Raw genomic sequence first — 21,203 nt, forward strand, 5'->3', positions numbered from 1 at the left:
CACACTCGCCAGCCTCCACCGTTCCTGGACGTCCCACCATGCGCACCGTTCCCCTGGGCCGCAGCGGCCTGAAGGCCACCGAACTCTGCCTCGGCACCATGACCTTCGGCGAGCAGGTCGACGCGGCGTCGGCCCATGCCATCCTGGACCGCTCGCTCGACCTGGGCATCGGCTTCATCGACACGGCCGAGATGTACGCCGTGCCGGCCCGCGCCGAGACCTATGGAGCGACCGAAACCATCCTCGGCGACTGGTTCGCGGCCCGCCCCGGCGCACGCCAGCGCGTGCTGCTGGCGACCAAGGCCGCCGGCCCGCCGCGCGGCATGCCGTGGATCCGCCACGGCCGGCCGGACTTCAAGGCCAGCGACATCGTCGAGTCCTGCGAGGCCAGCCTGAAGCGCCTGCGCACCGACGTGATCGACCTCTACCAGATCCATTGGCCGGCGCGCAACGTGCCGTCCTTCGGCGAGCGCTACTACGACCCGGCCAAGGAGCGCCCGGCGCCGTCGGTCGAGGAGCAGCTGCACGCGCTGGACAGCCTGGTGCGCGCCGGCAAGGTGCGCGCGATCGGCCTGTCGAACGAGACGCCCTGGGGCGTGCACGAGTTCGTGCGCCTGGCCGAGGCCCACAGCCTGCCGCGCGTGGCGACCGTGCAGAACGCCTACTGCCTGATCAACCGCAGCGTGGAGAACGCGCTGGACGAGACGCTGCACCGGCTGGACGTGGCGCTGCTGGCCTACTCGCCGCTGGGCTTCGGCCTGCTGACCGGCAAGTACGACGCCGGCGGCACCAGCGGCCCGCAGGCGCCGGCGCAGGCGCGCATCGCGCGCTACGCCTCGGTGCGCAGCGGGCGCTGGGGCCGGCCGGCCGCGCTGGAGGCGGCGCGGCGCTACAGCGCGCTGGCGCGCGAGCACGGCCTCACGCCCACGCAGCTGGCGCTGGCCTTCTGCCGCAGCAAGTGGCAGGTCGCCAGCACCATCCTGGGCGTGACCAGCGTGGCCCAGCTGGAGGAGGACGTGGCGGCCTACGCCACCGCGCTGCCCGAGGGCGTGCCGGCGGCGCTCGACGAACTGCGCCTGGAGCTGGGCGACCCCGCGATCTAGGCCGTGGGCAAGCAGCATGTGTCGGAAACGCCCGCCACGCAGCTGCTGCGGGCGCACGGCGTGGCCTTCACCGAGCATCCCTACGCGTACCTGGAGCACGGCGGCGCCCAGCACAGCGCCGAGGTGCTGGGCCTGGACCCGTTCACCGTGGTCAAGACGCTGGTCATGCAGGACCAGGACGGCCGGCCGCTGCTGGTGCTGATGCACGGCAACCGCAAGGTCTCGACCAAGAACCTGGCGCGGCAGATCGGCGCCAAGTCGGTCGAGGCCTGCGCGCCCGAGGTCGCCAACCGGCACAGCGGCTACCTGGTCGGCGGCACCTCGCCGTTCGGCACCAGGCGGCGCATGCCGGTCTACATCGAGGAGAGCATCCTGGCGCTGCCGCGCATCGCGATCAACGGCGGGCGGCGCGGCTACCTGGTCGGCATCGACCCGCAGGCCTGCGTACGCCTGCTGGACGCCCGGCCCGTGCAGTGCGCGCTGCCGCTGTGATGCCCGCTGGCACAATCCGCGCGCCCCGCGCCTGACCCATGCAAGACCTGAATCCCCTCCTCGCCACCCTCGCGGCCTACCTGCTGGGGTCGCTGTCCTTCGCCGTGATCGTGAGCCGGACCATGGGCTTGGCCGACCCGCGCAGCTACGGCAGCAAGAACCCGGGCGCGACCAACGTGCTGCGCTCGGGCAGCAAGGCCGCGGCCGCCGTCACGCTGCTGCTGGACGCGCTGAAGGGCTGGCTGCCGGTGGCGCTGGTGGCCTGGTACGGCGAGCGCTTCGGCCTGCGCGGCGGCACCGTGGCGCTGGTCGGGCTGGCGGCCTTCCTGGGCCACCTGTACCCGGTGTTCTTCCGCTTCCAGGGCGGCAAGGGCGTGGCCACGGCGCTGGGCGTGCTGTTCGGCGTGCACTGGGGGCTGGGCCTGGCGGCGGCGCTGACCTGGATCATCATCGCCTTCTTCTTCCGCTATTCCTCGCTGGCCTCGCTGGTGGCGGCGGTGTTCGCGCCGACGTACTACCTGTTCGGCGACGGCCTGGCCTGGTATGCGGACAGGCGCATCGCCGTGGCGCTGGGCGTGATGGCGCTGCTGCTGTTCTGGCGGCACCGCGAGAACATCGGGCGCCTGGTCCAGGGGCGCGAGTCGAAGCTGGGGCAGGGCCGCAAGAAGTAGCCGTCAGAGGCGGTGCTCGCGATCGGCCTGCAGCGCCTGGCGCAGCAGGGCCTGGTGGTTCAGGCGCACGCGGTCGCGCAGCAGGTCCGGCGTGATGGCCGAGCGGATCGACGGGCCGCCGCAGGCCGCGCGGCGCAGCCGCGGCACCCGCAGCCGCTCGCCGCCGCGGCCGAGCACGATGGCGAGCAGCGGCTGGCTGGGCCGGGAACCGCGGCGCAGCACCAGCGCCACCTCGCCCGAGTCCAGCCGCACGAAGCTGCCCGGCGGGCACAGGCCGATGGCCCGCACCAGCGCCATGCCGACCGGCTCGCGCGCGCCGTCGTCGCGGGACAGCAGCGCACGCACGGTCTCGACCACGCTGCACGCCGCGCGCGTGCGGCGCGGGCTCAGCAGCGCCCCGTAGCGGTCCACGACCTGCAGCACGCGGACCAGCCGCTGCGCCGGCGCCAGCTCCTGCAGCGGCCCGGGCGCCGTGCGCTCGTGGTGCGCCGCCACGGCCTGCAGCCAGGCCGTGTCGTCCACCCCCAGTTCGCGCAGCAGCAGGCTGCCGACCCGGCCATGCGTGTCGATCTGTACCTGCTGCGCCGCGCTGGGGCGCCCGGCCTGCTCGGCCAGCTGGTTCTGCAGCGCGGTCATGGCCAGGTTCATGGTCAGGGCCGCGCCGACCAGGCTCTCGCGCTCGTGCGCCGGCAGGGCCAGCTCGGCGGCCGCCACGTGGCACAGCACGGCGCAGACCAGCGCATGCGCGCTGCTGTACCCCAGCGAGCGGTTGGAGGCGAGCTGCACCAGCAGGTACAGCCCGGTGTCCATGTCGTGTTGCAGCAGGTCCTGAATCCAGCGATCGTACTGGCGCACCTTGCGCGGGAACTCGGCCACCCGGCGCGGGCGCAGCAGCAGCGTCGAGAGGCCGGCCTCCAGGTCCGCCCACAGGCCCAGCAGGTCGTCGTACTCGGCCTCCTGCGGGTGGGGAACGGCGGTGGGCTCCATGGCGTCAGTAGCGCTGCTGGAGCACCATCCGCTCCTGGCTGCGCGTCATCTCGAAGCGGCCCAGCACGTTGTTGCCGAGCAGCACGTAGGGCATGGCCACGGGCACGACGACGGCATCCACGCCATGCAGCTCGGCCTCGCCCAGGCGCAGCGTCGCGAGCCGGACCGCCCAGCCCTGCACGGTGCCGTTGGCCGTGGACAGCCGCACGCTTTGCCCCTCGCGGTAGGCCAGCCCCAGGCGGTCGGCCTCGGCCGCGCCGAGCGCCACGGTGCTCGCGCCGGTGTCCACCATGAACTGCACGAGCTGGGCGTTGATGCGGCCCTGGCCGGTGAAGTGGCCGCGGCCGTCGGCCTGCAGCACGATGCGCTGCGCGCCGCCGGCCGGGCCCACGCTGGCGGGAGCCTCGCCCAGCCGCACGCTGGCGCGCCGGCCGCCGATGTCGAGCTCGGCCTGGTCGCCCTGCACGGAGACGAGCGTCACGCCGCGCCAGCGCTCGCCGACGGCCAGGCTGCGCGGGCCTTCGCCATCGACCACCAGCAGCGCGCGCCGGCCCAGCACGCCGGTCAGCGCGACGGCCTGGGCCCGGGCGGCCCCGGCCCAGCCCAGCGTCGCGGCCGCCAGCGCGGCGGCCAGGGCCGGGCGCCGCTTCATCAATCCCGGAAGTTGTTGAAGGACAGCGGCACGTCCGCCACGTCCTTGCGGATCAGCGCCATGGCGGCCTGCAGGTCGTCGCGCTTGGCGCCGGTCACGCGCACGGACTCGCCCTGGATCGCGGCCTGCACCTTGAGCTTGCTGTCCTTGACCAGGCGCTGGATCTTCTTGGCCAGTTCGGCCTCGATGCCGTTGCGCACCTTGATGACGCGCTTGACCTTGTCGCCGCCGATCTTCTGCACCGCGCCGATGTCCAGGAAGCGCACGTCGACTTCCTGCTTGGTCAGCTTGTTGCGCAGCACGTCGATGATCTGGTCGAGTTGGAAGTCGGCGTCGCCGGTGACGGTGATCTCCTTGTCCTTCAGCTCGATGGCGGCGGACGTGCCCTTGAAGTCGAAGCGGGTGCCGATCTCCTTGGCGCTGTTGTCCACGGCGTTGCGGACCTTGACCAGATCGGCTTCGCAGACGGTGTCGAAAGAGGGCATGGGACGGTTTCCTGGAGGTTGCGCCGACCCGTGGGCAGGGGCGCCGGGCCGGCATGCGATGCGACAATTCCCGGATGTTAGTCGAGAAGAATGTCCCGCTTCGGGCCTACAACGCCTTCGGCATCGTCGCGCGCGCGCAGACGCTGGTGCGCGTGGCGAGCGATGCCGACGTGGCGGCGGTGCTGGCCGATCCGGCGCTGGCGGCGCTGCCGCGGTTCGTGCTGGGCGGGGGCAGCAACATCGTGCTGACCGGCGACGTGCATGCGCTGGTGCTGAAGGTCGAGGTGCCGGGCCGCCGGCTGGTGCGGGAGACCGACAAGGCCTGGATCGTCGAGGCCGGCGCCGGCGAGAACTGGCACGACTTCGTGGCCTGGACGCTGGCGCAGGGCTGGCCCGGCCTGGAGAACCTGGCGCTGATTCCCGGCACCGTGGGTGCCGCGCCGGTGCAGAACATCGGCGCCTACGGCGTGGAGCTGCAGGACCGCTTCGACGCGCTGGACGGCATCGACCTGGCCACCGGCCGCCCCTTCACGCTGGATGCCGCGCAATGCGCGTTCGGCTACCGCGACTCGGTGTTCAAGCACGCGGCGGCCGAGCTGTCGGACTTCGGCCTGGCGGGCCGGGCCCTGATCACGCGCGTGCGGCTGCGCCTGCCCAAGGCCTGGAAGCCCGAGCTGGGCTACCTGGACCTGGCGCGCCGGCAGGCCGAGGCCGGCATCGCCGAGCCGACCGCCCGGCAGGTGTTCGACTGGGTCTGCGAGATCCGGCGCAGCAAGCTGCCGGACCCGCGCGTGCTGGGCAACGCCGGCAGCTTCTTCAAGAACCCCACGGTCACGCCCGAGCAATGCGCCGACATCATCGGCCGCGAGCCGCGCGTGGTGCACTACCCGATGCCCGACGGCAACGTGAAGCTGGCGGCCGGCTGGCTGATCGACGCCTGCGGCTGGAAGGGCAAGAGCGTGGGCAACGCCGGCGTGTACGAGAAGCAGGCGCTGGTGCTCGTCAACCGCGGCGGCGACGCGCACCCCGCCACGGGCGGCGAGGTCATGACGCTGGCGCGCGCGATCCAGACCAGCGTGTACGAGCGCTTCGGCATCCGGCTGGAGCCGGAGCCGGTGGTCGTCTGACCGCCGTCAGCCGAAGTGGCAGATGTAGTGGTACGGCCCGCCCTCGGCCGTCACGCGGATGTCGAACTTCGCGTTGCCGGGTACGCTGAACGTCTCGCCGGGGCCGGACTGCACCCAGGCATCGCTGCCGGCCAGCCGGTATTCGCAGCGACCGCCCACGCATTCCATGATCTCGGGCGCGCCGGTGCTGAAGGTCAGCTCGGCCGGCAGGATCACGCCGACGCTCTTCTTCGTGCCGTCGGGGAAGGTGATGCCGTGGCTCACGCACTTGCCGTCGAAATACACGTTGGCCTGGGTCGTGACGGTCACGCCGGCGATGCTGCTGGTGGTCATGCTCTGAACAGTTGGAGTGGAGAAATCAGTGGCGCCGTGCCGCCCAGGCCTCGGGCGAGAAGCCCACGGTCGCGGGCCCCCGGCTCCATTCGACGACCGGCCGCTTGATCACGCTGGGATGCGCGCGCATCAGCGCGGCGGCGCTGGCGGCATCGTGCACGGCCGCCTGCGTGGCGGCGTCGAGCCTGCGCCAGGTCGTGCCCTTGCGGTTCAGCAGGGCTTCCCAGCCCAGCGCGGCGATCCAGTCGTCCAGCTGCGGCGGCACGCCGGCCTTCTTGAAGTCGTGGAAGGCGTAGGCGATGCCTTGCCCGTCGAGCCAGGCGCGCGCCTTCTTGACAGTGTCGCAGTTCGGAATGCCGTACAGCGTGGTCATGGCCCGCGATTATGGCGGGGGCTTTGCGACAATCCGCGCCCTATGCAAAGTCCTCCAAGTCCTGCCCGCAGCCTCGCCGACTGGCTGGCGCACTGCGAGCGCCTGCACGGCCGGCCGATCGACCTGGGCCTGGAGCGCGTGCGCGCGGTGGCCGAACGCCTGCAGCTGCGCTTCGACTGCCCCGTGGTCACCGTGGCCGGCACCAATGGCAAGGGGTCGACCTGCGCGATGCTGGAATCCATCGCCGGCCAGGCCGGCTGGCGCACCGGCGTCTACAGCTCGCCGCACCTGGTGCGCTTCGAGGAACGCTGCCGCATCGCCGGCGTGCCGGTGGCCGAGCAGGACCTGCTGGCGCAGTTCGCGCGCGTGGAGGCCGCGCGCGGCGAGGAGGCGCTGACCTACTTCGAGTTCACCACGCTGGCCATCCTCGCCTGCATGGCCGCGGCCGGCCTGGACCTGGCGATCTTGGAAGTCGGCCTGGGCGGCCGGCTGGACGCGGTCAACGTGGTCGACGCCGACTGCGCCGTGATCACCAGCATCGACCTGGACCACATGGAGTTCCTGGGCCCGGACCGCGAAGCCATCGGCCGGGAGAAGGCCGGCATCATGCGCCCCGGCCGCCCGGCCATCGTCAGCGACCCGATGCCGCCGGCCAGCGTGCTGCAGCACGCACGGGACATCGGCGCGGACCTGTGGCGCTCGGGCGTGGACTTCCGCTTTTCGGGCGACCAGCAGCAGTGGTCCTGGGCCGGGCGCGGCAAGCGCTACAGCGGCCTGGCATATCCGGCGCTGCGCGGCGCCAACCAGCTGGTCAATGCCGCCGGCGTGCTGGCCGCGCTGACGGCGCTGCGCGATCGCCTGCCGGTCCCGGCCCAGGCCGTGCGGGCCGGCCTGGCGCTGGTGGAACTGCCGGGCCGCTTCCAGATCGTGCCGGGCCAGCCCACGCTGGTGCTGGACGTGGCGCACAACCCGCACGCCGCCGCGGCACTGGCCGCGAACCTGGATGCGATGGGCTTTTTCCCCGACACGCATGCGGTCTTCGGCGCCATGGGCGACAAGGACCTGGACGGCATCCTGCGCCGCATGGCGCCCGTGGTCGACCACTGGTACTTCTGCGACCTGCCGGGCCCGCGCGCCGCACGCGCGGCCGACCTGCTGGCGCGCTGGCAGGCGCTGAACACCACGCGCAAGGACGTCACCGCCGCGGCCTGCGACGGCCCCATGGCAGCGCTCCAGACGGCCCTGTCGCAGGCGGACCCCGCTGATAGAATCCTCGTCTTCGGGTCGTTCCTGACCGTAGGTGGCGTGCTGGAGCACGGCCTGCCCAAGCTGCACGCCAAGCACCTCGGTACCTGAACTCATCTCCATGGCTTTCTTCAAGTTCCGCGCACGTGGTCAGCACGGCGACGACCCGCCGGCCAGTCCCGCGGAATCCATCGACGACATGCGCCGCCGCGCGCGCCACCGGCTGATCGGCGCGGCGGTGCTGGTGGCGATCGGCGTGCTGGGCTTTCCACTGCTGTTCGACACCCAGCCGCGCCCGGTGCAGGTCGACATCCCGATCGAGATCCCCGACCGCGACAAGACGCGCCCGCCGACCGCCGCAGCCGCCGGCCGCGTGACGCCGGCCGAGCCCGAGGCGGCCGCGCCGCCGGCCCGCCCGGAACCGCCGCCGACCGTGACCGCCGATGCCAGCCTGGGCGCCCGCGAGGAAGTGGTGCCGGACCACGCGCCGGCCGCTGCGCCGCCGGCCCCCGCCAAGGCCGGCGCCGAGCCGAAGCACGAACCGAAGCCGGCGGCGCCGAAGCCCGAACCGAAACCCGAAGCGAAACCCGAGCCGAAGAAGCCCGAGCCCAAACCCGAACTGAAGCCCGAGCCGAAGCCTGAACGCAAGGCGCCCGACGACGGCGCCCGCGCCCGCGCGCTGCTGGACGGCAAGGCCACGCCGACGCCGGCGGCGGCGGCGCCCGCCGTCGCTGCGGCCGACCAGGCCGGCCGCTTCGTCGTGCAAGTCGGCGCGTTCGCCGATGCCGACAAGGCGCGCGAGACGCGCCAGCGCCTGGAACGCGCCGGCCTGAAGACCTACACGCAGGAAGTCGACACCAAGGACGGCAAGCGCATCCGTGTCCGCGTCGGGCCGTTCTCGCAGCGCGCCGAAGCCGACAAGGCGGTCGAACGCCTCAAGGGCCTGGGCCTGCAGGCCTCGGTCCTGTCGCTCTGACCGACGTTCGTGCATGCCGATCCTCGACTGGGTGATGCTGGCGGTGCTGGCCTGTTCCCTGCTGCTGGGAGCCTCGCGCGGGCTGGTGTTCGAGGTGCTGTCCGTGCTGGGCTGGATCGCGGCCTTCGTGCTGGCCCAGTGGCTGGCGCCGGGCGTGGCGCCACAGCTGCCGCTGGGCGATGCCTCGTCCACGGTACGCTACGTGGCGGCATTCGTGCTGGTGTTCGTGCTGGCGGCGTTCGCCTGCGGGCTGGCGGCGACGCTGTGCAAGCGGCTGATCCAGGCCGTGGGCCTGCGGCCGGTGGACCGCGTACTGGGCATGGTGTTCGGGCTGCTGCGCGGCGCCATCTTGCTGCTGGCGGCCGGCGTCATCGTCACCAACACGGCGCTCCAGCGCGAAGCCTGGTGGCGCGAATCCACCGGGGCCGGCATCACGGTGTCGGTGCTGCATGCGTTCAAGCAGGCGCTGCCGCCCGGCCTGGCCCGGTACCTGCCGTGATCCTTTCCTCGATGCGCGCGGCCTGCCCCTGAAGCCGCGCCACAACCCTGCGAGAACTACCTATGTGCGGAATCGTCGGTGTCGTCAGCAACGCCCCGGTCAACCAGCTGATCTACGACGCGCTGCTGCTACTGCAGCACCGCGGCCAGGATGCGGCCGGCATCGTGACCCAGCAGGACCGCAAGTTCTACATGCACAAGGCCAAGGGCATGGTGCGCGACGTGTTCCGCACGCGCAACATGCGCGCGCTGCCCGGCAACTGCGGCCTGGGCCAGGTGCGCTACCCCACGGCCGGCAACGCCTACAGCGAGGAAGAGGCCCAGCCCTTCTACGTGAACGCGCCGTTCGGCATCGTGTTGGTGCACAACGGCAACCTCACCAACGCGCATGCGCTGAAGGCCGAGCTGTTCAGCACCGACCACCGGCACACCAACACCGAGAGCGATTCGGAAGTGCTGCTGAACATCCTGGCCCACGAGCTGGAGCACGCCACGCGCGGCGTGCCGCTCAAGCCGGCCGACGTGTTCGCGGCCGTGCGCAACGTGCACCGGCGGCTGCGCGGCTCGTATGCCGTCATCGCCTCGATCGCCGGCTACGGGCTGCTGGCCTTCCGCGACCCGTACGGCATCCGCCCGCTGGCGCTGGGCCGCAGCGGCGACACCGTGATGCTGGCCAGCGAATCGGTCACGCTGGAGGGCACGGGCCACGACTTCGAGCGCAACCTGCAGCCCGGCGAGGCCGTGTTCATCGACCTCGGCGGCCAGGTCCACGCCGAGCAGTGCGCCGAGGCGCCGCGGCTCAACCCCTGCATCTTCGAATACGTCTACCTCGCCCGGCCGGATTCGGTCCTGGACGGCATCTCGGTCTACCAGGCGCGCCTGAACCTGGGCGAGGCGCTGGCCAAGCGGCTGGTGTCCACGCTGCCGCCGAACAGCATCGACGTGGTGATCCCGATCCCCGAGTCCAGCCGGCCGAGCGCGATGCAGCTGGCCCAGCTGCTGGGCCTGCCGTACCGCGAGGGCTTTGTGAAGAACCGCTACGTCGGCCGCACCTTCATCATGCCCGGCCAGGAAGTGCGCAAGAAATCCGTGCGCCAGAAGCTCAACGCGATCGCCAGCGAGTTCAAGGACCGCAACGTGCTGCTGGTGGACGACTCCATCGTGCGCGGCACGACCAGCAAGGAGATCGTGCAGATGGCGCGCGACGCCGGCGCCCGCAAGGTCTACCTGGCCAGCGCCGCCCCGCCGGTGCGCTACCCCAACGTCTACGGCATCGACATGCCGACCAAGGACGAGTTGGTCGCGCACGGCCGCAGCGTGGAGGAGATCCGCGCCATCATCGGCTGCGACGCGCTGATCTACCAGGACGTCGAGGGCATGAAGAAGGCCGTCGGATCGCTGAACCCGGCCATCGCGGGCTTCGACGCGTCCTGCTTCGACGGCGTCTACGTGACCGGCGACATCTCCGAGGGCGACATCGCGCGCCTCAGCGAACGCCGCGTCGGCGGCAGCGAGGACGATGCCGACTCGTCCCGCCTGGCCCTGCCCAACGCCCCGGAAGCCGCCTGAACCTCTTCGACCCCATGACCCAAGTCCGCACCCGCTTCGCCCCGTCGCCGACCGGCTTCATCCATCTCGGCAACATCCGCTCGGCCCTGTACCCCTGGGCATTCGCGCGCAGCACCGGCGGCACGTTCGTGCTGCGCATCGAGGACACCGACCTGGAACGCTCCTCCCAGGCCGCGGTCGACGTGATCCTCGAAGGCATGCGCTGGCTCGGCCTGGACCACGACGAAGGCCCCTTCTACCAGATGCAGCGCATGGCGCGCTACAAGGAAGTGCTGGCGCAGATGCAGGCCGAAGGGCTGGTCTACCCCTGCTACATGAGCGTGGCCGAGCTCGACGCGCTGCGCGATCGCCAGATGGCCAGCAAGGAAAAGCCGCGCTACGACGGCACCTGGCGCCCCGAGCCCGGCAAGGTGCTGCCGCCGGTGCCCGAGGGCGTGCGGCCGGTGCTGCGCTTCAGGAACCCGCCAGACGGCGTGGTCGCCTGGGACGACAAGGTCAAGGGCCGCATCGAGATCCGCAACGACGAGCTGGACGACCTCGTCATCGCGCGGCCCGACGGCACGCCGACCTACAACTTCTGCGTCGTCGTCGACGACATCGACATGGCCATCACGCACGTGATCCGCGGCGACGACCACGTCAACAACACGCCGCGGCAGATCAACATCTTCCGCGCGCTCGGCAAGGAACCGCCGGTCTACGCCCACCTGCCCACCGTGCTGAACGAACAGGGCGAGAAGATGAGCAAGCGCAATGGCGCCAAGCCCGTCACGCAGTACCGCGACGAGGGCTTCCTGCCCGACGCCATGGTCAACTACCTCGCCCGCCTGGGCTGGAGCCATGGCGACGACGAGATCTTCAGCCGCGCCCAGTTCCTGGAATGGTTCGACCTGGACCACCTGGGCCGCAGCGCCGCGCAGTTCGACGAGGCCAAGCTGCGCTGGGTCAACGCCCAGCACCTGAAGGCCATGGCCGACGAGGCGCTGGCGCCGCTGGTGGCCGAGCAGCTGCAGCGCCAGGGCATCGAGGCCGACGAGCGCCTGGGCGCGATCTGCGGCCTGTTCAAGGACCGCTGCGACACCACGGTGGCGCTGGCCGGCTGGGCCCGCGCCTTCTATGCCGACGTGCAGCCCAGCGAAGCCGACCGCGCGCAGTACCTGACCGACGCCGTGCGCCCCGCGGTCGCGGACCTGGCCAGGCGCCTGGAGAGCGCTGCCTGGGACAAGGCCTCGATCGCCGCAGCGATCAAGGAAACCCTCGCGGCCCACGGGCTGAAGATGCCCGCGCTGGCCATGCCGGTCCGCGTGCTCGTGATGGGCACGCCGCAGACGCCGTCGCTCGATGCCGTGCTCGCGCTGTTCACTCGAAAAAAAGTCGTCGAGAAGTTGAGCAGTTTCTGAAAACCGGTATATACTGCGAGGCTCGACACCGACGAAGACGTAAACATCAAGACAACTTGATGAGCGACTGAATCGAAGGGGGTATAGCTCAGCTGGGAGAGCGCTTGCATGGCATGCAAGAGGTCAGCGGTTCGATCCCGCTTACCTCCACCAAAGTGTCGAACGTCCAGGTTATGACCCTATCGTCTAGAGGCCTAGGACATCACCCTTTCACGGTGAGTACCGGGGTTCGAATCCCCGTAGGGTCGCCAAGTCAGTAGCGCTTGGATTGCCGAAAGGCAGTCGAAGCTACCTACCAGGAGTGGTAGTTCAGTTGGTCAGAATACCGGCCTGTCACGCCGGGGGTCGCGGGTTCGAGCCCCGTCCACTCCGCCAAAGAATCAGCCCAAGTGGTCCGTCCACTTGGGCTTTTTTCTTTTCTGCGCGCCGAGCCGCGTTGCCGGCCGTGCCGCCACGGCATTCCCCGTCTGTCGATTGACAGAAAGTCCATAGCTGTACAAACTGTCCATCCATGACAGCGCGTACGCCCGAGCAGCGCCTGCTGCTCCAGCAGGTCGAACACATCGCGGAAGGCCTTGCCCGGACCTTCGCGCCGTTCTGCGAGGTGGTGGTGCACGACCTGCTCGATCCCGCGCACGCCGTCCTCGCGATCCACAACAACCTGTCGGGCAGGCAGGCGGGCCACCCGGCGACGGAACTGGGGCTGGCCCGGATCCTCGATCCCGGGTTCGAGCCGGTGATCGCCAACTATCCGAACCGGTTCGCGGACGGCCGCCAGGCCAAGAGCACGTCGATCGGCATCAAGGACGCCGAGGGCCGCTACATCGCGGCGCTGTGCTTGAACATCGACCTGACGATGTTCCAGGGCTTCCAGCGGGTCATCGACCAGTTCGTGTCGGTCCAGCCCGACGCCGCCGCCGACGAAAGCCTGGACCCCGCGGGCGCCGAGCTGATCCGGGCGCGCATCGACCAGTTCGCGGCGCGGCTGGCCACGACGCCGCGCGCGCTGAAGCCACAGGACCGCCGCGCCCTGGTCAAGGCGCTGAAGACCTCCGGCGCCCTCGACATCCGCCGTTCGATGGAGACCGTGGCGGCGCACCTGGGCGTGTCCCGTGCCACGGTGTACAGCGATGCGCGGTGACGCCGCCGGCCCCATTTCCCAGAACGCCGCGCCGCGAGGCGCGGGACACGCCGGCACCCGGCCCGGCCAACCACCAAGGAACCCCATGGACACCCTGCCCACCTTCACCGACGTCGTCGTGGCCGCCAGCCGGATCAAGGGCCAGGCGCACCGTACCCCGGTGATGACCTCGCGCACCCTCGACGAGGAACTCGGCGCCCGGGTGTTCTTCAAGTGCGAGAACCTCCAGCGGATGGGCGCCTTCAAGTTCCGCGGCGCATTCAACGCCTTGTCCAGGTTCTCGCCCGAACAGCGCAAGGCGGGGGTGGTCGCCTTCTCCTCCGGCAACCATGCCCAGGCGGTCGCGCTGTCCGCGAGGATCCTGGGCATTCCCGCCACCATCGTGATGCCGCACGACGCGCCGGCCGCCAAGGTCGCCGCCACCAAGGGCTACGGCGGCAACGTCGTCCTCTACGACCGCTACACGGAAGACCGCGAACGGATCGGGCGCGACCTGGCCGACCGCCACGGCCTGACGCTGGTACCGCCGTACGACCATCCCGACGTCCTGTCCGGGCAGGGGACGGCGGCGCTGGAACTGTTCGAGGAGGTCGGCCCGCTCGATGCCTTCTTCGTCCCGCTGGGCGGCGGCGGCCTGCTGTCCGGCTGCGCGCTGGCGACGCGCGCCCTCGCGCCGGACTGCCGGCTCTACGGCGTCGAGCCGCACGCCGGCAACGACGGCCAGCGCTCGTTCCGCAGCGGCTCCATCGTCCACATCGACACGCCGCAGACGATCGCCGACGGCGCCCAGACGCAGCACCTGGGCCACCTGACCTTCCCCATCATCCAGCGCGACGTGACGGACGTGCTCACCGCCACGGATGACGAGCTGGTCGAGTGCATGGCGTTCATGGCCACCCGCATGAAGCTCGTCGTCGAGCCCACCGGCTGCCTCGGCCTGGCCGCCGCGCGGCAGATGAAGGCCGCGCTGAAGGGCCAGCGCGTGGGCGTGCTCCTCAGCGGAGGCAACGTGGACATGGCCCGCTTCGCCAGCCTGCTCGGGTCCCGGCCCTGAGCTCCCGCCCCCACCCTCTTCCGCCGTCGCGACCATGACCGCCCTCCACGACCTGAACACCCCCGCCGCCCTGATCGACACGCAGCGCATGCAGCGCAACATCCAGCGCATGCAGGAGCGCATGACGGCGCTCGGCGTGCGCTTCCGGCCCCATGTCAAGACCACCAAGTGCCTGCCCGTCGTGCAGGCGCAGGTCGCGGCGGGGGCCCGGGGCATCACGGTCTCCACCCTCAAGGAGGCCGAGCAGTTCTTCGACGCGGGCATCTCCGACATCCTCTACGCGGTGGGCATGGCACCGGGCAAGCTGCCCCAGGCGCTGGCGCTGATGCGCCGCGGCTGCGACCTAAAGATCATCACGGACAACGCCGCGGCCGCGCGGGAGATCGGCCGCTTCGGCGCCGCGCACGGCGCCGTGTTCGAAGCGTGGATCGAGATCGACACCGACGGCCACCGCTCCGGCATCGGGCCGGAGGACGAGGCGCTGCTGCAGGTCGCGCGCACGCTGCACGAGGCCAGCATGCGCGTGGGCGGCGTCATGACCCACGCGGGGTCCAGCTACGACCACGACGACCATGCCGCGCTGCTGGCCATCTCCGAGCAGGAGCGCGCGGGCGCGGTGCGGGCGGCGCAGCGGCTGCGCGACGCCAGCCTGCCCTGCCCCGTGGTCAGCATCGGGTCCACGCCGACGGCGCTGACGGCCGAGCACCTGGAAGGCGTGACCGAGGTGCGCGCCGGCGTCTACGTGTTCTTCGACCTGGTGATGCGCAACATCGGCGTGTGCACGACGGACGACATCGCGCTGAGCGTCCTGACGACCGTGATCGGCCACCAGGAGGAGAAGGGCTGGGCGATCGTGGACGCCGGCTGGATGGCGATGAGCCGCGACCGCGGCACGCAGAAGCAGCGGCAGGACTTCGGCTTCGGCCAGGCCTGCACCGAGGACGGGACGGTGCTGGACGGCTACCTGCTGAGCGGCGCCAACCAGGAGCACGGGATCCTGTCGCACACCGGCGCGCCGGACCGCCGCATCGCGGAACGGTTCCCGATCGGGACGCGGCTGCGCATCCTGCCCAACCACGCCTGCGCGACCGGGGCGCAGCACCCGGCGTACCAGGCCGTCCGGCCCGACGGCCGCATCGAGGCGTGGCCCCGCTTCTACGGCTGGTGAGCACCGCACCGCCGCGATGGACGGCAACGCTGGCTGGCCACGCGGTGCGCCAGCGCGGGCTCCGGCCGCGGCCGGCCCGCAACGCAGGGCGCGGCCCGATCACCACCACCCCAGACGACCTGCTGCCCATTTTCCGGGCACCGCGCCGCAGGCCGCGCCAGGCAAGGCTTCGCGAAGATGCCCCCGCGGTTGTCCACAGCCTTGCCCACGGCCGGCGGGCACAACCACCCTCCCGCCGACAGCGCTCAGTCCTACAGAGGGCGCCCGGTGCCGGGGCTACGATCCCCGCAAACAGGGGCCGTGCATGCCACTCCGCATCTTCCTGGTGGAAGACAACCCCCTCATTCGCCAGGCGATGGCCGAAACCATTGGTGACCTCGTCGGTGGAGGGGAATTCGTCGGCTGGGGCGCCGACCAGGCCGAAAGCATCCGGGCGCTGCTGGACCTGGGCGACGGCTGGGACGTCGCCATCGTCGACCTGTTCCTGAAGACCGGTTCCGGCCTGGGCGTGGCACGAGCGCTGCAGGCCCGGGCCGCGCACCAGCACGTGTTCGTCGTGACCAACTACGCGACGGACGACATGCGCGAACGCTGCGCGCAGCTGCGCGTCGACGCCGTGTACGACAAGTCGACCCAGCTGGAGCACCTGATCGAGGCGCTGGTCCGCCTGGGATCGCCGCTGCCGCCGACACCGTGACGCCCGGCACGGCCGGGCAAGCCGCGGGACCGTGGCACGGTGGCGCACAGCGTGACGCGCCACCCTCCTACACGCGGCGCGACAGGCGCCGCCCATGCTCCCCGCCGACGCCGTTCCACCTTGGAACGGCAGCGACAGGAGGCGGACCATGGACGTCGCACAGGCGCGCACGCTGGCGGAGCTGGAGCAGAACCGGCCGGATGCCGTCTGCGCCATCCTCCACGATTCCGGCTACGGGGAACTCGCGGACGATTGGCAGGCGGCCTCCAGCGCGTTCGAGACCGCGGCCGAGGGCTGCCACGCCGTGGCGTCCTCGGCGGCCGAGGACCCCATCGTCGACGCGGGCGTGCTGCGCGCCTATGCCCGCCTGTGCCTCAGCTGGTGGCCCATCGCGCGCCTGCGCGAAGAGGCGCGCGCCTGCATCGAGCACCCCGGCTGACGGGCAGGCTCAGGCCTGCGGGCGCAGCGCGCCGCGGATGTCGGCCAGCAGGTCTTCGAGCGCCTGCAGCTCGAAGGGCTTGTTCAGCGCCCGCACGTTCGGGCCGATCGACGCCAGTTCGCCGGCCATGTCGTAGCCGGAGCACAGCACCACCCATTGCTGCGGCCTGCGCTGCGTGGCCTGACGGGCCAGGTCGACGCCGGACAGGCCCGGCAGGCCGACGTCGGTGACCAGCACGTCCCATTCGCCGTCCTGCTCCATCAGCGCCAGCGCCTCCTCCCCGCTGGCGCACACGGCGAGCCGGTGCGCCGGATCCTCTTCAAGGAGCATGGCGATGGAATCGCGCAGATCGTCGTTGTCCTCGACGTACAGGATGCGGATGGGATCGGCCATGGCGTCGCAGGTTCTCCTAGAAACGGTATTTGAGCCCGATGCTGGTCGCGCGCACCCAGCCGTCCTCGCCGCCGGCGAAGTCGAAGCGGTGGCGCTGCCAGTCCAGCACGGCCGACCAGTTGCGCGCGAAGGCCCAGTCCACGCCCAGGCCATAGGCCGGGCCCCAGCCGCTGGCGCGGCCCGTGGCCAGGCCGCTGCCGGGCGCCGCATCGACCCGCGTGCGGCCCCAGGTGGCACCGACGCGGCCGAACACGCCGAAGCCGGCGCCGATATCGGCCCGCCCCAGCAGGCTGAAGTTGACGCCCTCGGCCCGCGTGTCGCCGCCGCCGCGCTCGGCCTCGCCCAGGTACAGCAGGCCCAGCTCGGCGCCGAGGTTGGGCGTGAACATGCTGCCCACATAGACGTGGCCGGACAGGCTGGGCTGGTCGCAGCTGCCGGCGCAGTCCAGCCGGTAGCTCGGTCGGCCCAGGCTGGCGCCGGCATAGGCGCCCGCGCCGGGCGCCCAGGCGCTACCGCTGCGCCCCAGGTCGTAGTTCGGATTGGCCGACTGGGCCAGGGCCGTGCCACATGCCAGCAGGCCCGCGGCCAGCGCCGCATGCATACGCAAGCTGTTCATACGTCCTCCTGGAAACCGAACCGGCCAGGGGCCTCCGATCGCCGCCGCCGGCCCGTCATGCCATTGTGGAACAACTGCCCGCTCGGCACAGGTGTCGATGAACCGATCGCGGCCACGACGGGGCGCGGCGGGCCGCAGGCCGCCGCCCTGGCGGGTGCCAGGGCAAGGATTGCAACGCCCGCCTGCCGTCGGGCATGTCCCGGCCCGAAGGGCGAAGCCCGAAGAGCGTCGGCGGCGCGAGAAGCAGGTGGTCATCGGGCCGCGCGTGGGCGTGGGCGGTTCGTCCACGCCTTCTCAACGTCGGCGCGCGGCGCAGTCGCGGCAGCGGCCGTACAGCGTCAGCTCGTGCCGCTCGACCGTGAAGCCGGCCGGCGCCAGCTGGCCCATGTCGCCGGGGCAGGCATGCACGTCGAACACGCGCTGGCAGGCGGTGCAGCGGAAATGGTGGTGGTGCGGGTGGCCGTGCAGCTCGAAGCGCGGCGCCTCGCCCGGCAGCTCCACCGCCTGCACCTCGCCCGCCTCGGCCAGCTGCTTCAGGTTGCGGTAGACAGTGGCGATGCCCAGCGCCGGCACCTCGGCCTGGGCCAGCGCCAGGATCTCGGCCGGCAGCAGCGGGCGGCCGGCCTCGGCCAGGGCCTGGCGGATCGCGTCACGCTGGCGGGTGCTGCGCTCCACGCTATTTCCCGCGGTACTTCTCGACCCGGGCCACGCGCATGGTGTAGCCGGCCACGCCCATGGACGACGGCGCGCGCTCGATCTCCAGGCGGCCGTAGGCCCAGACCGCGTCCATGGTGCGCAGGCCGGTGAACGGCTTGGCCGCGCGGCCCAGCAGGATCTGGTTGGACGGCGGCGGCGGCGTATGGATGCAGGCGCCGAAGTACGGCACGAGCAGGAACTCGCGGATGCCCTGCTTGCCTTCCTCCAGCGGCACCAGGTAGCCGGGCAGCTTGGCGTCGATGCCGTTCATCGCCGGCACCGTGGGCGCGTTGTCCCAGATCTCGCGCAGCTTGTCCATCAGCGCCTTGGCGCGCGGATCGCTGTCCTGCAGGCCGGCCGGCAGCTCGCCCAGGTCCTTCATCGGGTCCCAGCCGGCCGGCACCAGCTCGTCCCAGGTGATCTCGCGGAAGCCGGCGGCCCGCACCGCCAGCGGCGCCAGCAGCGCCGCGGCGCCGGCCGCCAGGACGGTGCGGCGGCGCGGCATGGCACGAAACTCTGTGGGCATCTCAAGTCCTCGGGGTCAGGCCGTCGGCCAGCGACAGGCGGTAGGCACGCCAGCCCGGCACCAGGCTGGCCAGCACGCCGGCCGCCAGCAAGGCGGCCAGCAGGCCCCATTGTGCGGCGCTGGGCCAGGCCAGCCGCAGGCCGAGGCCGAACTCCGACTGCAGCCAGGGGCCGGCGGCGGCGATCACCGCCCACAGCGCGGCCAGGCCCAGCCCCAGGCCGGCCAGCGTGACCCACAGGCCTTCCAGCGCCAGCAGCCCCACGATCTGCAGCGGCCCGGCGCCGACGGCGCGCAGCACGGCCAGTTCGCGCCGGCGCTCGTTCAGGCCGGCCAGCACCACGGCCACCAGGCCGGCCATGCTGACCAGCGCGACCAGGCCCGACATGGCCAGCAGGGCCTGCTCGCCGGGGCCGATCACGTCCCACAGCTCGTCCATGGCCACGCCGGGCAGGATCGCCATGACCGGCTCGCCGCGGTAGTCGTTGATCCAGCGCTGCACCGAGAACACCTGCGCGCGGCGCTGCAGGCCGACCAGCGCGGCCGTCACGGACCGGGGCGTCAGGTCGGCCGGCAGCGCGGCCGGCGCGGCGCCCGGCAGCCGCATGCCGCCGACCCAGTCCGCGTGCAGCGCCTGCATGGCCTGCAGGCTGATCAGCACGCTGCGGTCGATCGGCGTGCCGGTGCGCGCCAGCACGCCGACCACGCCGAAGGGCTTGTCGGCATGGCTGTCCTGCTCCAGTTCGCCGCTGCCGTGCGCCAGCGTCAGGCGCTGGCCCAGGCCGTAGCCCAGGCGTTCGGCGACCTCGGCGCCGAGCACGGCGTCGAACAGCTGCACGAACGGCCCGCCCGCGGCGAAGCGCAACGGCTGCTGCTCGCCATGGCGCAGCCGCTCGAAGATCTGCACGCTGGTGCCGACGACCGGAAAGCCGCGGTGCGAATCGCCCAGCGACAGCGGCACGACCCAGGCCACGGCCGGCTGCGCGGCGACGGCCTGCACCGTGTCCCAGCCGATGTTGTTGCGCGGGCTGCCGACGTGGAACACCGCGTACAGCAGCAGCTGCACCGAGCCCGTGCGCGGACCGACGATCAGGTCGGTGCCCGACACGGCCGAGGCGAAGCTGTCGCGCAGGTCGCCGCGGATGCGCTCCACGCCCAGCAGCATGAAGGCCGACAGCGCGATGGAGGCGGCCGTCAGCGCCAGCGTGAAGCGCCGGTTCCAGGCGCTGCGCAGCGCCAGCATGGCCAGGAAGGGCCTCATGCCGCCCCCCCGCCGGCCGCGCGGTTGAGCGCGGGCAGCGCCACCTGGCGGCGAAAGCGCGGTGCCAGGCGGCGGTCGTGGCTGACGAACAGAAGCGCGCTGCCGGCGCCGGCGCAGGCCGCCAGCAGCAGCTCGACGAAGGCGTCGCGCCGGTCCTCGTCCAGCGCCGAGGTCGGCTCGTCGGCGATCACCAGCGCCGGCGTGCCGACCAGGGCGCGCGCCGCCGCCACGCGCTGCTGCTGGCCCACCGACAGCTGGCCGGGCTGGCGCAGCCACAGCGCCTCCTCCAGCCCCATGGCCGAGAGCCAGTGGCCGGCCTGCGCGCGCGCCGAGCCGCCCTGGGCGGCCGCCGCCCGCCGCCGCGGTGCCGAGAAGCGGCAGGGCAGCAGCACGTTGTCGAGCACGCTGAGGTAGGGCAGCAGGTTGAACTGCTGGAACACGATGCCGGCATGGTCCACGCGCCAGCGGTCGCGCGCGCTGCGGCCCATCGCGCGCCAGTCGCGCCCCTGCAGCGCCACGCGGCCGTGCTGCGGCAGCAGCACGCCGGCCGCCAGCGCCAGCAGGGTGCTCTTGCCGCAGCCGCTGGGGCCGTGCACGAACACGGTGTCGCCGGCCGCGACCTCGAGCGCGTCGATGTCCAGGCAGTCCGCGCGGCTGCCCGGCCAGGCGAAGCGCAGGCCCTGGACCTGCAGGGCCGGCGCGCTCACCGCACCAGCGGCAGCCGCGCCGCGGCCTTGCGCAGCAACGTCAGGCCCTGGCCACCGGGCCCGGCCACCTGCGCAGCCACGGTGCGCACGCCCGGGAAGGCGTCGAACAGCCGGACGTCCAGGTGCTGCGCCGTCCGGCGGCAGTCGAAGCTGGCCGTCAGCACCAGGTCGGCATGGGCCTCGCCCGCCGGCCCGGGCGCCGCGGAAGCCGCGGATGCCGCCGGCGCAGCCGTGCCCAGGCCCAGCACCGGCGCCTCGATGCCGACCTCGGCCAGCGTGCATTCGGCCGCTGCGTCGGGCACGAACAGCTGGTCCGCCGCACGCAGGCGCTCGGCCAGCGCCGTGGCGCGGCCACGCTCGGCGACGGAGCGCGGCGCGCGCTCGAAGCCCAGCAGGTCGTGCAGCGGCGATTCCATGCGCAGGCTGAGGCGCTGCGCCTCGACGGCGACATCGAGCTCGATGCGGCCATGCGTGTGCGCCTCGTGCGCCGGGGCCAGCGCCGGCGCGGCCAGGGCCAGCGCCAGGGCGGCGACGCGGACCGGATGCTTGCGGAGAGAGGACATGCTGCGTTCCTGTGTCGAAGCCGCTCGGACCGTC

26 protein-coding genes and 3 tRNA genes are annotated in these 21,203 nt (G+C 72.1%); 17 read left to right on the plus strand and 12 right to left on the minus strand.

What is annotated here, in order from left to right:
• The first annotated feature begins 38 nt into the window (after positions 1-38).
• From QM782_RS02445 to plsY, 3 genes are read left to right on the plus strand one after another with little or no spacing between them, the layout of a single operon-like run.
• Complete coding sequence (locus tag QM782_RS02445) at positions 39-1,103, plus strand: aldo/keto reductase (protein ID WP_415201351.1); 1,065 nt, start codon at positions 39-41, stop codon at positions 1,101-1,103.
• A 3-nt stretch (positions 1,104-1,106) separates the two neighbouring features.
• Positions 1,107-1,595 (plus strand): aminoacyl-tRNA deacylase, encoded by a 489-nt coding sequence (locus QM782_RS02450; protein ID WP_415201352.1) that lies wholly within the window; start codon positions 1,107-1,109, stop codon positions 1,593-1,595.
• 38 nt (positions 1,596-1,633) lie between these two features.
• Entirely contained in the window at positions 1,634-2,266 is a 633-nt protein-coding gene (plsY, locus tag QM782_RS02455) for a glycerol-3-phosphate 1-O-acyltransferase PlsY (protein ID WP_415201353.1), read from the plus strand.
• A gap of 3 nt (positions 2,267-2,269) precedes the next feature.
• Here plsY and QM782_RS02460 read toward each other — a convergent pair whose 3' ends face one another.
• The 3 genes from QM782_RS02460 to QM782_RS02470 are packed head-to-tail and all read right to left on the minus strand — an operon-like array spanning position 2,270 to position 4,390.
• Positions 2,270-3,253 carry an HD-GYP domain-containing protein gene (locus QM782_RS02460; RefSeq protein ID WP_415201354.1) on the minus strand — a complete coding sequence of 328 codons (984 nt, stop codon included), beginning with the start codon at positions 3,251-3,253 and terminating at the stop codon, positions 2,270-2,272.
• A 4-nt stretch (positions 3,254-3,257) separates the two neighbouring features.
• Positions 3,258-3,905, minus strand: a complete 648-nt coding sequence (locus tag QM782_RS02465; RefSeq protein ID WP_415201355.1) for a TIGR02281 family clan AA aspartic protease — start codon at positions 3,903-3,905, stop codon at positions 3,258-3,260.
• Positions 3,905-4,390 carry a YajQ family cyclic di-GMP-binding protein gene (locus tag QM782_RS02470; protein WP_415201356.1) on the minus strand — a complete coding sequence of 162 codons (486 nt, stop codon included), beginning with the start codon at positions 4,388-4,390 and terminating at the stop codon, positions 3,905-3,907. The genes QM782_RS02465 and QM782_RS02470 overlap by 1 nt, the downstream gene beginning before the upstream one ends.
• Before the next feature lie 74 nt (positions 4,391-4,464).
• On the opposite strand from QM782_RS02470, the gene murB reads away from it, so the two are divergent.
• Complete coding sequence (gene murB, locus QM782_RS02475) at positions 4,465-5,517, plus strand: UDP-N-acetylmuramate dehydrogenase (RefSeq protein ID WP_415201357.1); 1,053 nt, start codon at positions 4,465-4,467, stop codon at positions 5,515-5,517.
• A gap of 6 nt (positions 5,518-5,523) precedes the next feature.
• Here murB and QM782_RS02480 read toward each other — a convergent pair whose 3' ends face one another.
• Together QM782_RS02480 and QM782_RS02485 are read right to left on the minus strand one after the other, a co-directional pair.
• Entirely contained in the window at positions 5,524-5,850 is a 327-nt protein-coding gene (locus QM782_RS02480; protein WP_415201358.1) for a pyrimidine/purine nucleoside phosphorylase, read from the minus strand.
• Between the two features lie 25 nt (positions 5,851-5,875).
• The gene (locus tag QM782_RS02485) at positions 5,876-6,223 is read right to left on the minus strand and encodes an ArsC family reductase (RefSeq protein WP_415201359.1); all 348 of its coding nucleotides are present in this window, start codon (positions 6,221-6,223) and stop codon (positions 5,876-5,878) included.
• A 42-nt stretch (positions 6,224-6,265) separates the two neighbouring features.
• Here QM782_RS02485 and folC point away from each other — a divergent pair, with 42 nt between their 5' ends.
• The 13 genes from folC to QM782_RS02550 all read left to right on the plus strand — a co-directional run bounded on the left by folC (position 6,266) and on the right by QM782_RS02550 (position 16,410).
• Entirely contained in the window at positions 6,266-7,579 is a 1,314-nt protein-coding gene (folC, locus tag QM782_RS02490; protein ID WP_415201360.1) for a bifunctional tetrahydrofolate synthase/dihydrofolate synthase, read from the plus strand.
• 10 nt (positions 7,580-7,589) lie between these two features.
• On the plus strand, positions 7,590-8,444 hold the full coding sequence (locus QM782_RS02495) for an SPOR domain-containing protein (protein ID WP_415201361.1): 855 nt from the start codon (positions 7,590-7,592) through the stop codon (positions 8,442-8,444).
• Positions 8,445-8,457: 13 nt separating this feature from the next.
• Positions 8,458-8,943, plus strand: coding sequence for a CvpA family protein (locus tag QM782_RS02500; RefSeq protein WP_415201362.1), 486 nt, complete (start codon positions 8,458-8,460; stop codon positions 8,941-8,943).
• Between the two features lie 62 nt (positions 8,944-9,005).
• Entirely contained in the window at positions 9,006-10,511 is a 1,506-nt protein-coding gene (gene purF / locus QM782_RS02505) for an amidophosphoribosyltransferase (protein WP_415201363.1), read from the plus strand.
• A gap of 14 nt (positions 10,512-10,525) precedes the next feature.
• Complete coding sequence (gltX, locus tag QM782_RS02510) at positions 10,526-11,911, plus strand: glutamate--tRNA ligase (RefSeq protein ID WP_415201364.1); 1,386 nt, start codon at positions 10,526-10,528, stop codon at positions 11,909-11,911.
• Positions 11,912-11,988: 77 nt separating this feature from the next.
• A tRNA-Ala gene (locus QM782_RS02515) sits at positions 11,989-12,064 on the plus strand.
• A 22-nt stretch (positions 12,065-12,086) separates the two neighbouring features.
• Positions 12,087-12,162 (plus strand) — tRNA-Glu (locus QM782_RS02520).
• Positions 12,163-12,209: 47 nt separating this feature from the next.
• Positions 12,210-12,286: transfer RNA gene (locus tag QM782_RS02525), tRNA-Asp, on the plus strand.
• A 136-nt stretch (positions 12,287-12,422) separates the two neighbouring features.
• A complete protein-coding gene (locus tag QM782_RS02530; RefSeq protein ID WP_415201365.1) occupies positions 12,423-13,052 on the plus strand; it encodes a helix-turn-helix transcriptional regulator in 630 nt (209 codons plus the stop codon).
• 85 nt (positions 13,053-13,137) lie between these two features.
• The gene (locus tag QM782_RS02535; RefSeq protein WP_415201366.1) at positions 13,138-14,106 is read left to right on the plus strand and encodes a threo-3-hydroxy-L-aspartate ammonia-lyase; all 969 of its coding nucleotides are present in this window, start codon (positions 13,138-13,140) and stop codon (positions 14,104-14,106) included.
• A 34-nt stretch (positions 14,107-14,140) separates the two neighbouring features.
• Positions 14,141-15,274, plus strand: a complete 1,134-nt coding sequence (locus tag QM782_RS02540; protein ID WP_415201367.1) for a DSD1 family PLP-dependent enzyme — start codon at positions 14,141-14,143, stop codon at positions 15,272-15,274.
• Positions 15,275-15,578: 304 nt separating this feature from the next.
• A complete protein-coding gene (locus QM782_RS02545; RefSeq protein ID WP_415201368.1) occupies positions 15,579-15,971 on the plus strand; it encodes a response regulator in 393 nt (130 codons plus the stop codon).
• 148 nt (positions 15,972-16,119) lie between these two features.
• On the plus strand, positions 16,120-16,410 hold the full coding sequence (locus QM782_RS02550; protein WP_415201369.1) for a hypothetical protein: 291 nt from the start codon (positions 16,120-16,122) through the stop codon (positions 16,408-16,410).
• A gap of 9 nt (positions 16,411-16,419) precedes the next feature.
• Here the strand turns inward: QM782_RS02550 and QM782_RS02555 are convergent, their stop codons facing one another.
• The 7 genes from QM782_RS02555 to QM782_RS02585 all read right to left on the minus strand — a co-directional run bounded on the left by QM782_RS02555 (position 16,420) and on the right by QM782_RS02585 (position 21,169).
• Entirely contained in the window at positions 16,420-16,803 is a 384-nt protein-coding gene (locus QM782_RS02555) for a response regulator (RefSeq protein WP_415201370.1), read from the minus strand.
• Positions 16,804-16,819: 16 nt separating this feature from the next.
• A complete protein-coding gene (locus tag QM782_RS02560) occupies positions 16,820-17,419 on the minus strand; it encodes an outer membrane beta-barrel protein (protein WP_415201371.1) in 600 nt (199 codons plus the stop codon).
• 294 nt (positions 17,420-17,713) lie between these two features.
• Entirely contained in the window at positions 17,714-18,094 is a 381-nt protein-coding gene (locus tag QM782_RS02565) for a Fur family transcriptional regulator (protein WP_415201372.1), read from the minus strand.
• A gap of 1 nt (position 18,095) precedes the next feature.
• Positions 18,096-18,641, minus strand: coding sequence for a DUF3299 domain-containing protein (locus QM782_RS02570; protein WP_415201373.1), 546 nt, complete (start codon positions 18,639-18,641; stop codon positions 18,096-18,098).
• Between the two features lies 1 nt (position 18,642).
• The gene (locus QM782_RS02575; protein WP_415201374.1) at positions 18,643-19,899 is read right to left on the minus strand and encodes an ABC transporter permease; all 1,257 of its coding nucleotides are present in this window, start codon (positions 19,897-19,899) and stop codon (positions 18,643-18,645) included.
• Positions 19,896-20,606, minus strand: a complete 711-nt coding sequence (locus QM782_RS02580) for an ATP-binding cassette domain-containing protein (RefSeq protein WP_415201375.1) — start codon at positions 20,604-20,606, stop codon at positions 19,896-19,898. The genes QM782_RS02575 and QM782_RS02580 overlap by 4 nt, the downstream gene beginning before the upstream one ends.
• Complete coding sequence (locus QM782_RS02585; protein WP_415201376.1) at positions 20,603-21,169, minus strand: ZrgA family zinc uptake protein; 567 nt, start codon at positions 21,167-21,169, stop codon at positions 20,603-20,605. The genes QM782_RS02580 and QM782_RS02585 overlap by 4 nt, the downstream gene beginning before the upstream one ends.
• Positions 21,170-21,203: the final 34 nt, after the last annotated feature.

It is taken from the genome of Pseudorhodoferax sp. (assembly GCF_047601025.1).
In the GTDB taxonomy this organism is placed as follows: domain Bacteria; phylum Pseudomonadota; class Gammaproteobacteria; order Burkholderiales; family Burkholderiaceae_C; genus Pseudorhodoferax.

Excerpts from the sequence above, each read along its gene's own strand:
- QM782_RS02535 (WP_415201366.1), top strand. The coding sequence starts at position 13,138 with ATGGACACCCTGCCCACCTTCACCGACGTCGTCGTGGCCGCCAGCCGG.
- QM782_RS02460 (WP_415201354.1), bottom strand. The coding sequence starts at position 3,253 with ATGGAGCCCACCGCCGTTCCCCACCCGCAGGAGGCCGAGTACGACGAC.
- QM782_RS02445 (WP_415201351.1), top strand. The coding sequence starts at position 39 with ATGCGCACCGTTCCCCTGGGCCGCAGCGGCCTGAAGGCCACCGAACTC.
- QM782_RS02560 (WP_415201371.1), bottom strand. The coding sequence starts at position 17,419 with ATGAACAGCTTGCGTATGCATGCGGCGCTGGCCGCGGGCCTGCTGGCA.
- QM782_RS02550 (WP_415201369.1), top strand. The coding sequence starts at position 16,120 with ATGGACGTCGCACAGGCGCGCACGCTGGCGGAGCTGGAGCAGAACCGG.
- QM782_RS02485 (WP_415201359.1), bottom strand. The coding sequence starts at position 6,223 with ATGACCACGCTGTACGGCATTCCGAACTGCGACACTGTCAAGAAGGCG.
- QM782_RS02495 (WP_415201361.1), top strand. The coding sequence starts at position 7,590 with ATGGCTTTCTTCAAGTTCCGCGCACGTGGTCAGCACGGCGACGACCCG.
- murB (WP_415201357.1), top strand. The coding sequence starts at position 4,465 with ATGTTAGTCGAGAAGAATGTCCCGCTTCGGGCCTACAACGCCTTCGGC.
- QM782_RS02555 (WP_415201370.1), bottom strand. The coding sequence starts at position 16,803 with ATGGCCGATCCCATCCGCATCCTGTACGTCGAGGACAACGACGATCTG.
- QM782_RS02570 (WP_415201373.1), bottom strand. The coding sequence starts at position 18,641 with ATGCCCACAGAGTTTCGTGCCATGCCGCGCCGCCGCACCGTCCTGGCG.
- QM782_RS02545 (WP_415201368.1), top strand. The coding sequence starts at position 15,579 with ATGCCACTCCGCATCTTCCTGGTGGAAGACAACCCCCTCATTCGCCAG.
- gltX (WP_415201364.1), top strand. The coding sequence starts at position 10,526 with ATGACCCAAGTCCGCACCCGCTTCGCCCCGTCGCCGACCGGCTTCATC.
- QM782_RS02530 (WP_415201365.1), top strand. The coding sequence starts at position 12,423 with ATGACAGCGCGTACGCCCGAGCAGCGCCTGCTGCTCCAGCAGGTCGAA.
- QM782_RS02470 (WP_415201356.1), bottom strand. The coding sequence starts at position 4,390 with ATGCCCTCTTTCGACACCGTCTGCGAAGCCGATCTGGTCAAGGTCCGC.
- folC (WP_415201360.1), top strand. The coding sequence starts at position 6,266 with ATGCAAAGTCCTCCAAGTCCTGCCCGCAGCCTCGCCGACTGGCTGGCG.
- QM782_RS02500 (WP_415201362.1), top strand. The coding sequence starts at position 8,458 with ATGCCGATCCTCGACTGGGTGATGCTGGCGGTGCTGGCCTGTTCCCTG.
- plsY (WP_415201353.1), top strand. The coding sequence starts at position 1,634 with ATGCAAGACCTGAATCCCCTCCTCGCCACCCTCGCGGCCTACCTGCTG.
- QM782_RS02585 (WP_415201376.1), bottom strand. The coding sequence starts at position 21,169 with ATGTCCTCTCTCCGCAAGCATCCGGTCCGCGTCGCCGCCCTGGCGCTG.
- QM782_RS02540 (WP_415201367.1), top strand. The coding sequence starts at position 14,141 with ATGACCGCCCTCCACGACCTGAACACCCCCGCCGCCCTGATCGACACG.
- QM782_RS02465 (WP_415201355.1), bottom strand. The coding sequence starts at position 3,905 with ATGAAGCGGCGCCCGGCCCTGGCCGCCGCGCTGGCGGCCGCGACGCTG.
- QM782_RS02480 (WP_415201358.1), bottom strand. The coding sequence starts at position 5,850 with ATGACCACCAGCAGCATCGCCGGCGTGACCGTCACGACCCAGGCCAAC.
- QM782_RS02575 (WP_415201374.1), bottom strand. The coding sequence starts at position 19,899 with ATGAGGCCCTTCCTGGCCATGCTGGCGCTGCGCAGCGCCTGGAACCGG.
- purF (WP_415201363.1), top strand. The coding sequence starts at position 9,006 with ATGTGCGGAATCGTCGGTGTCGTCAGCAACGCCCCGGTCAACCAGCTG.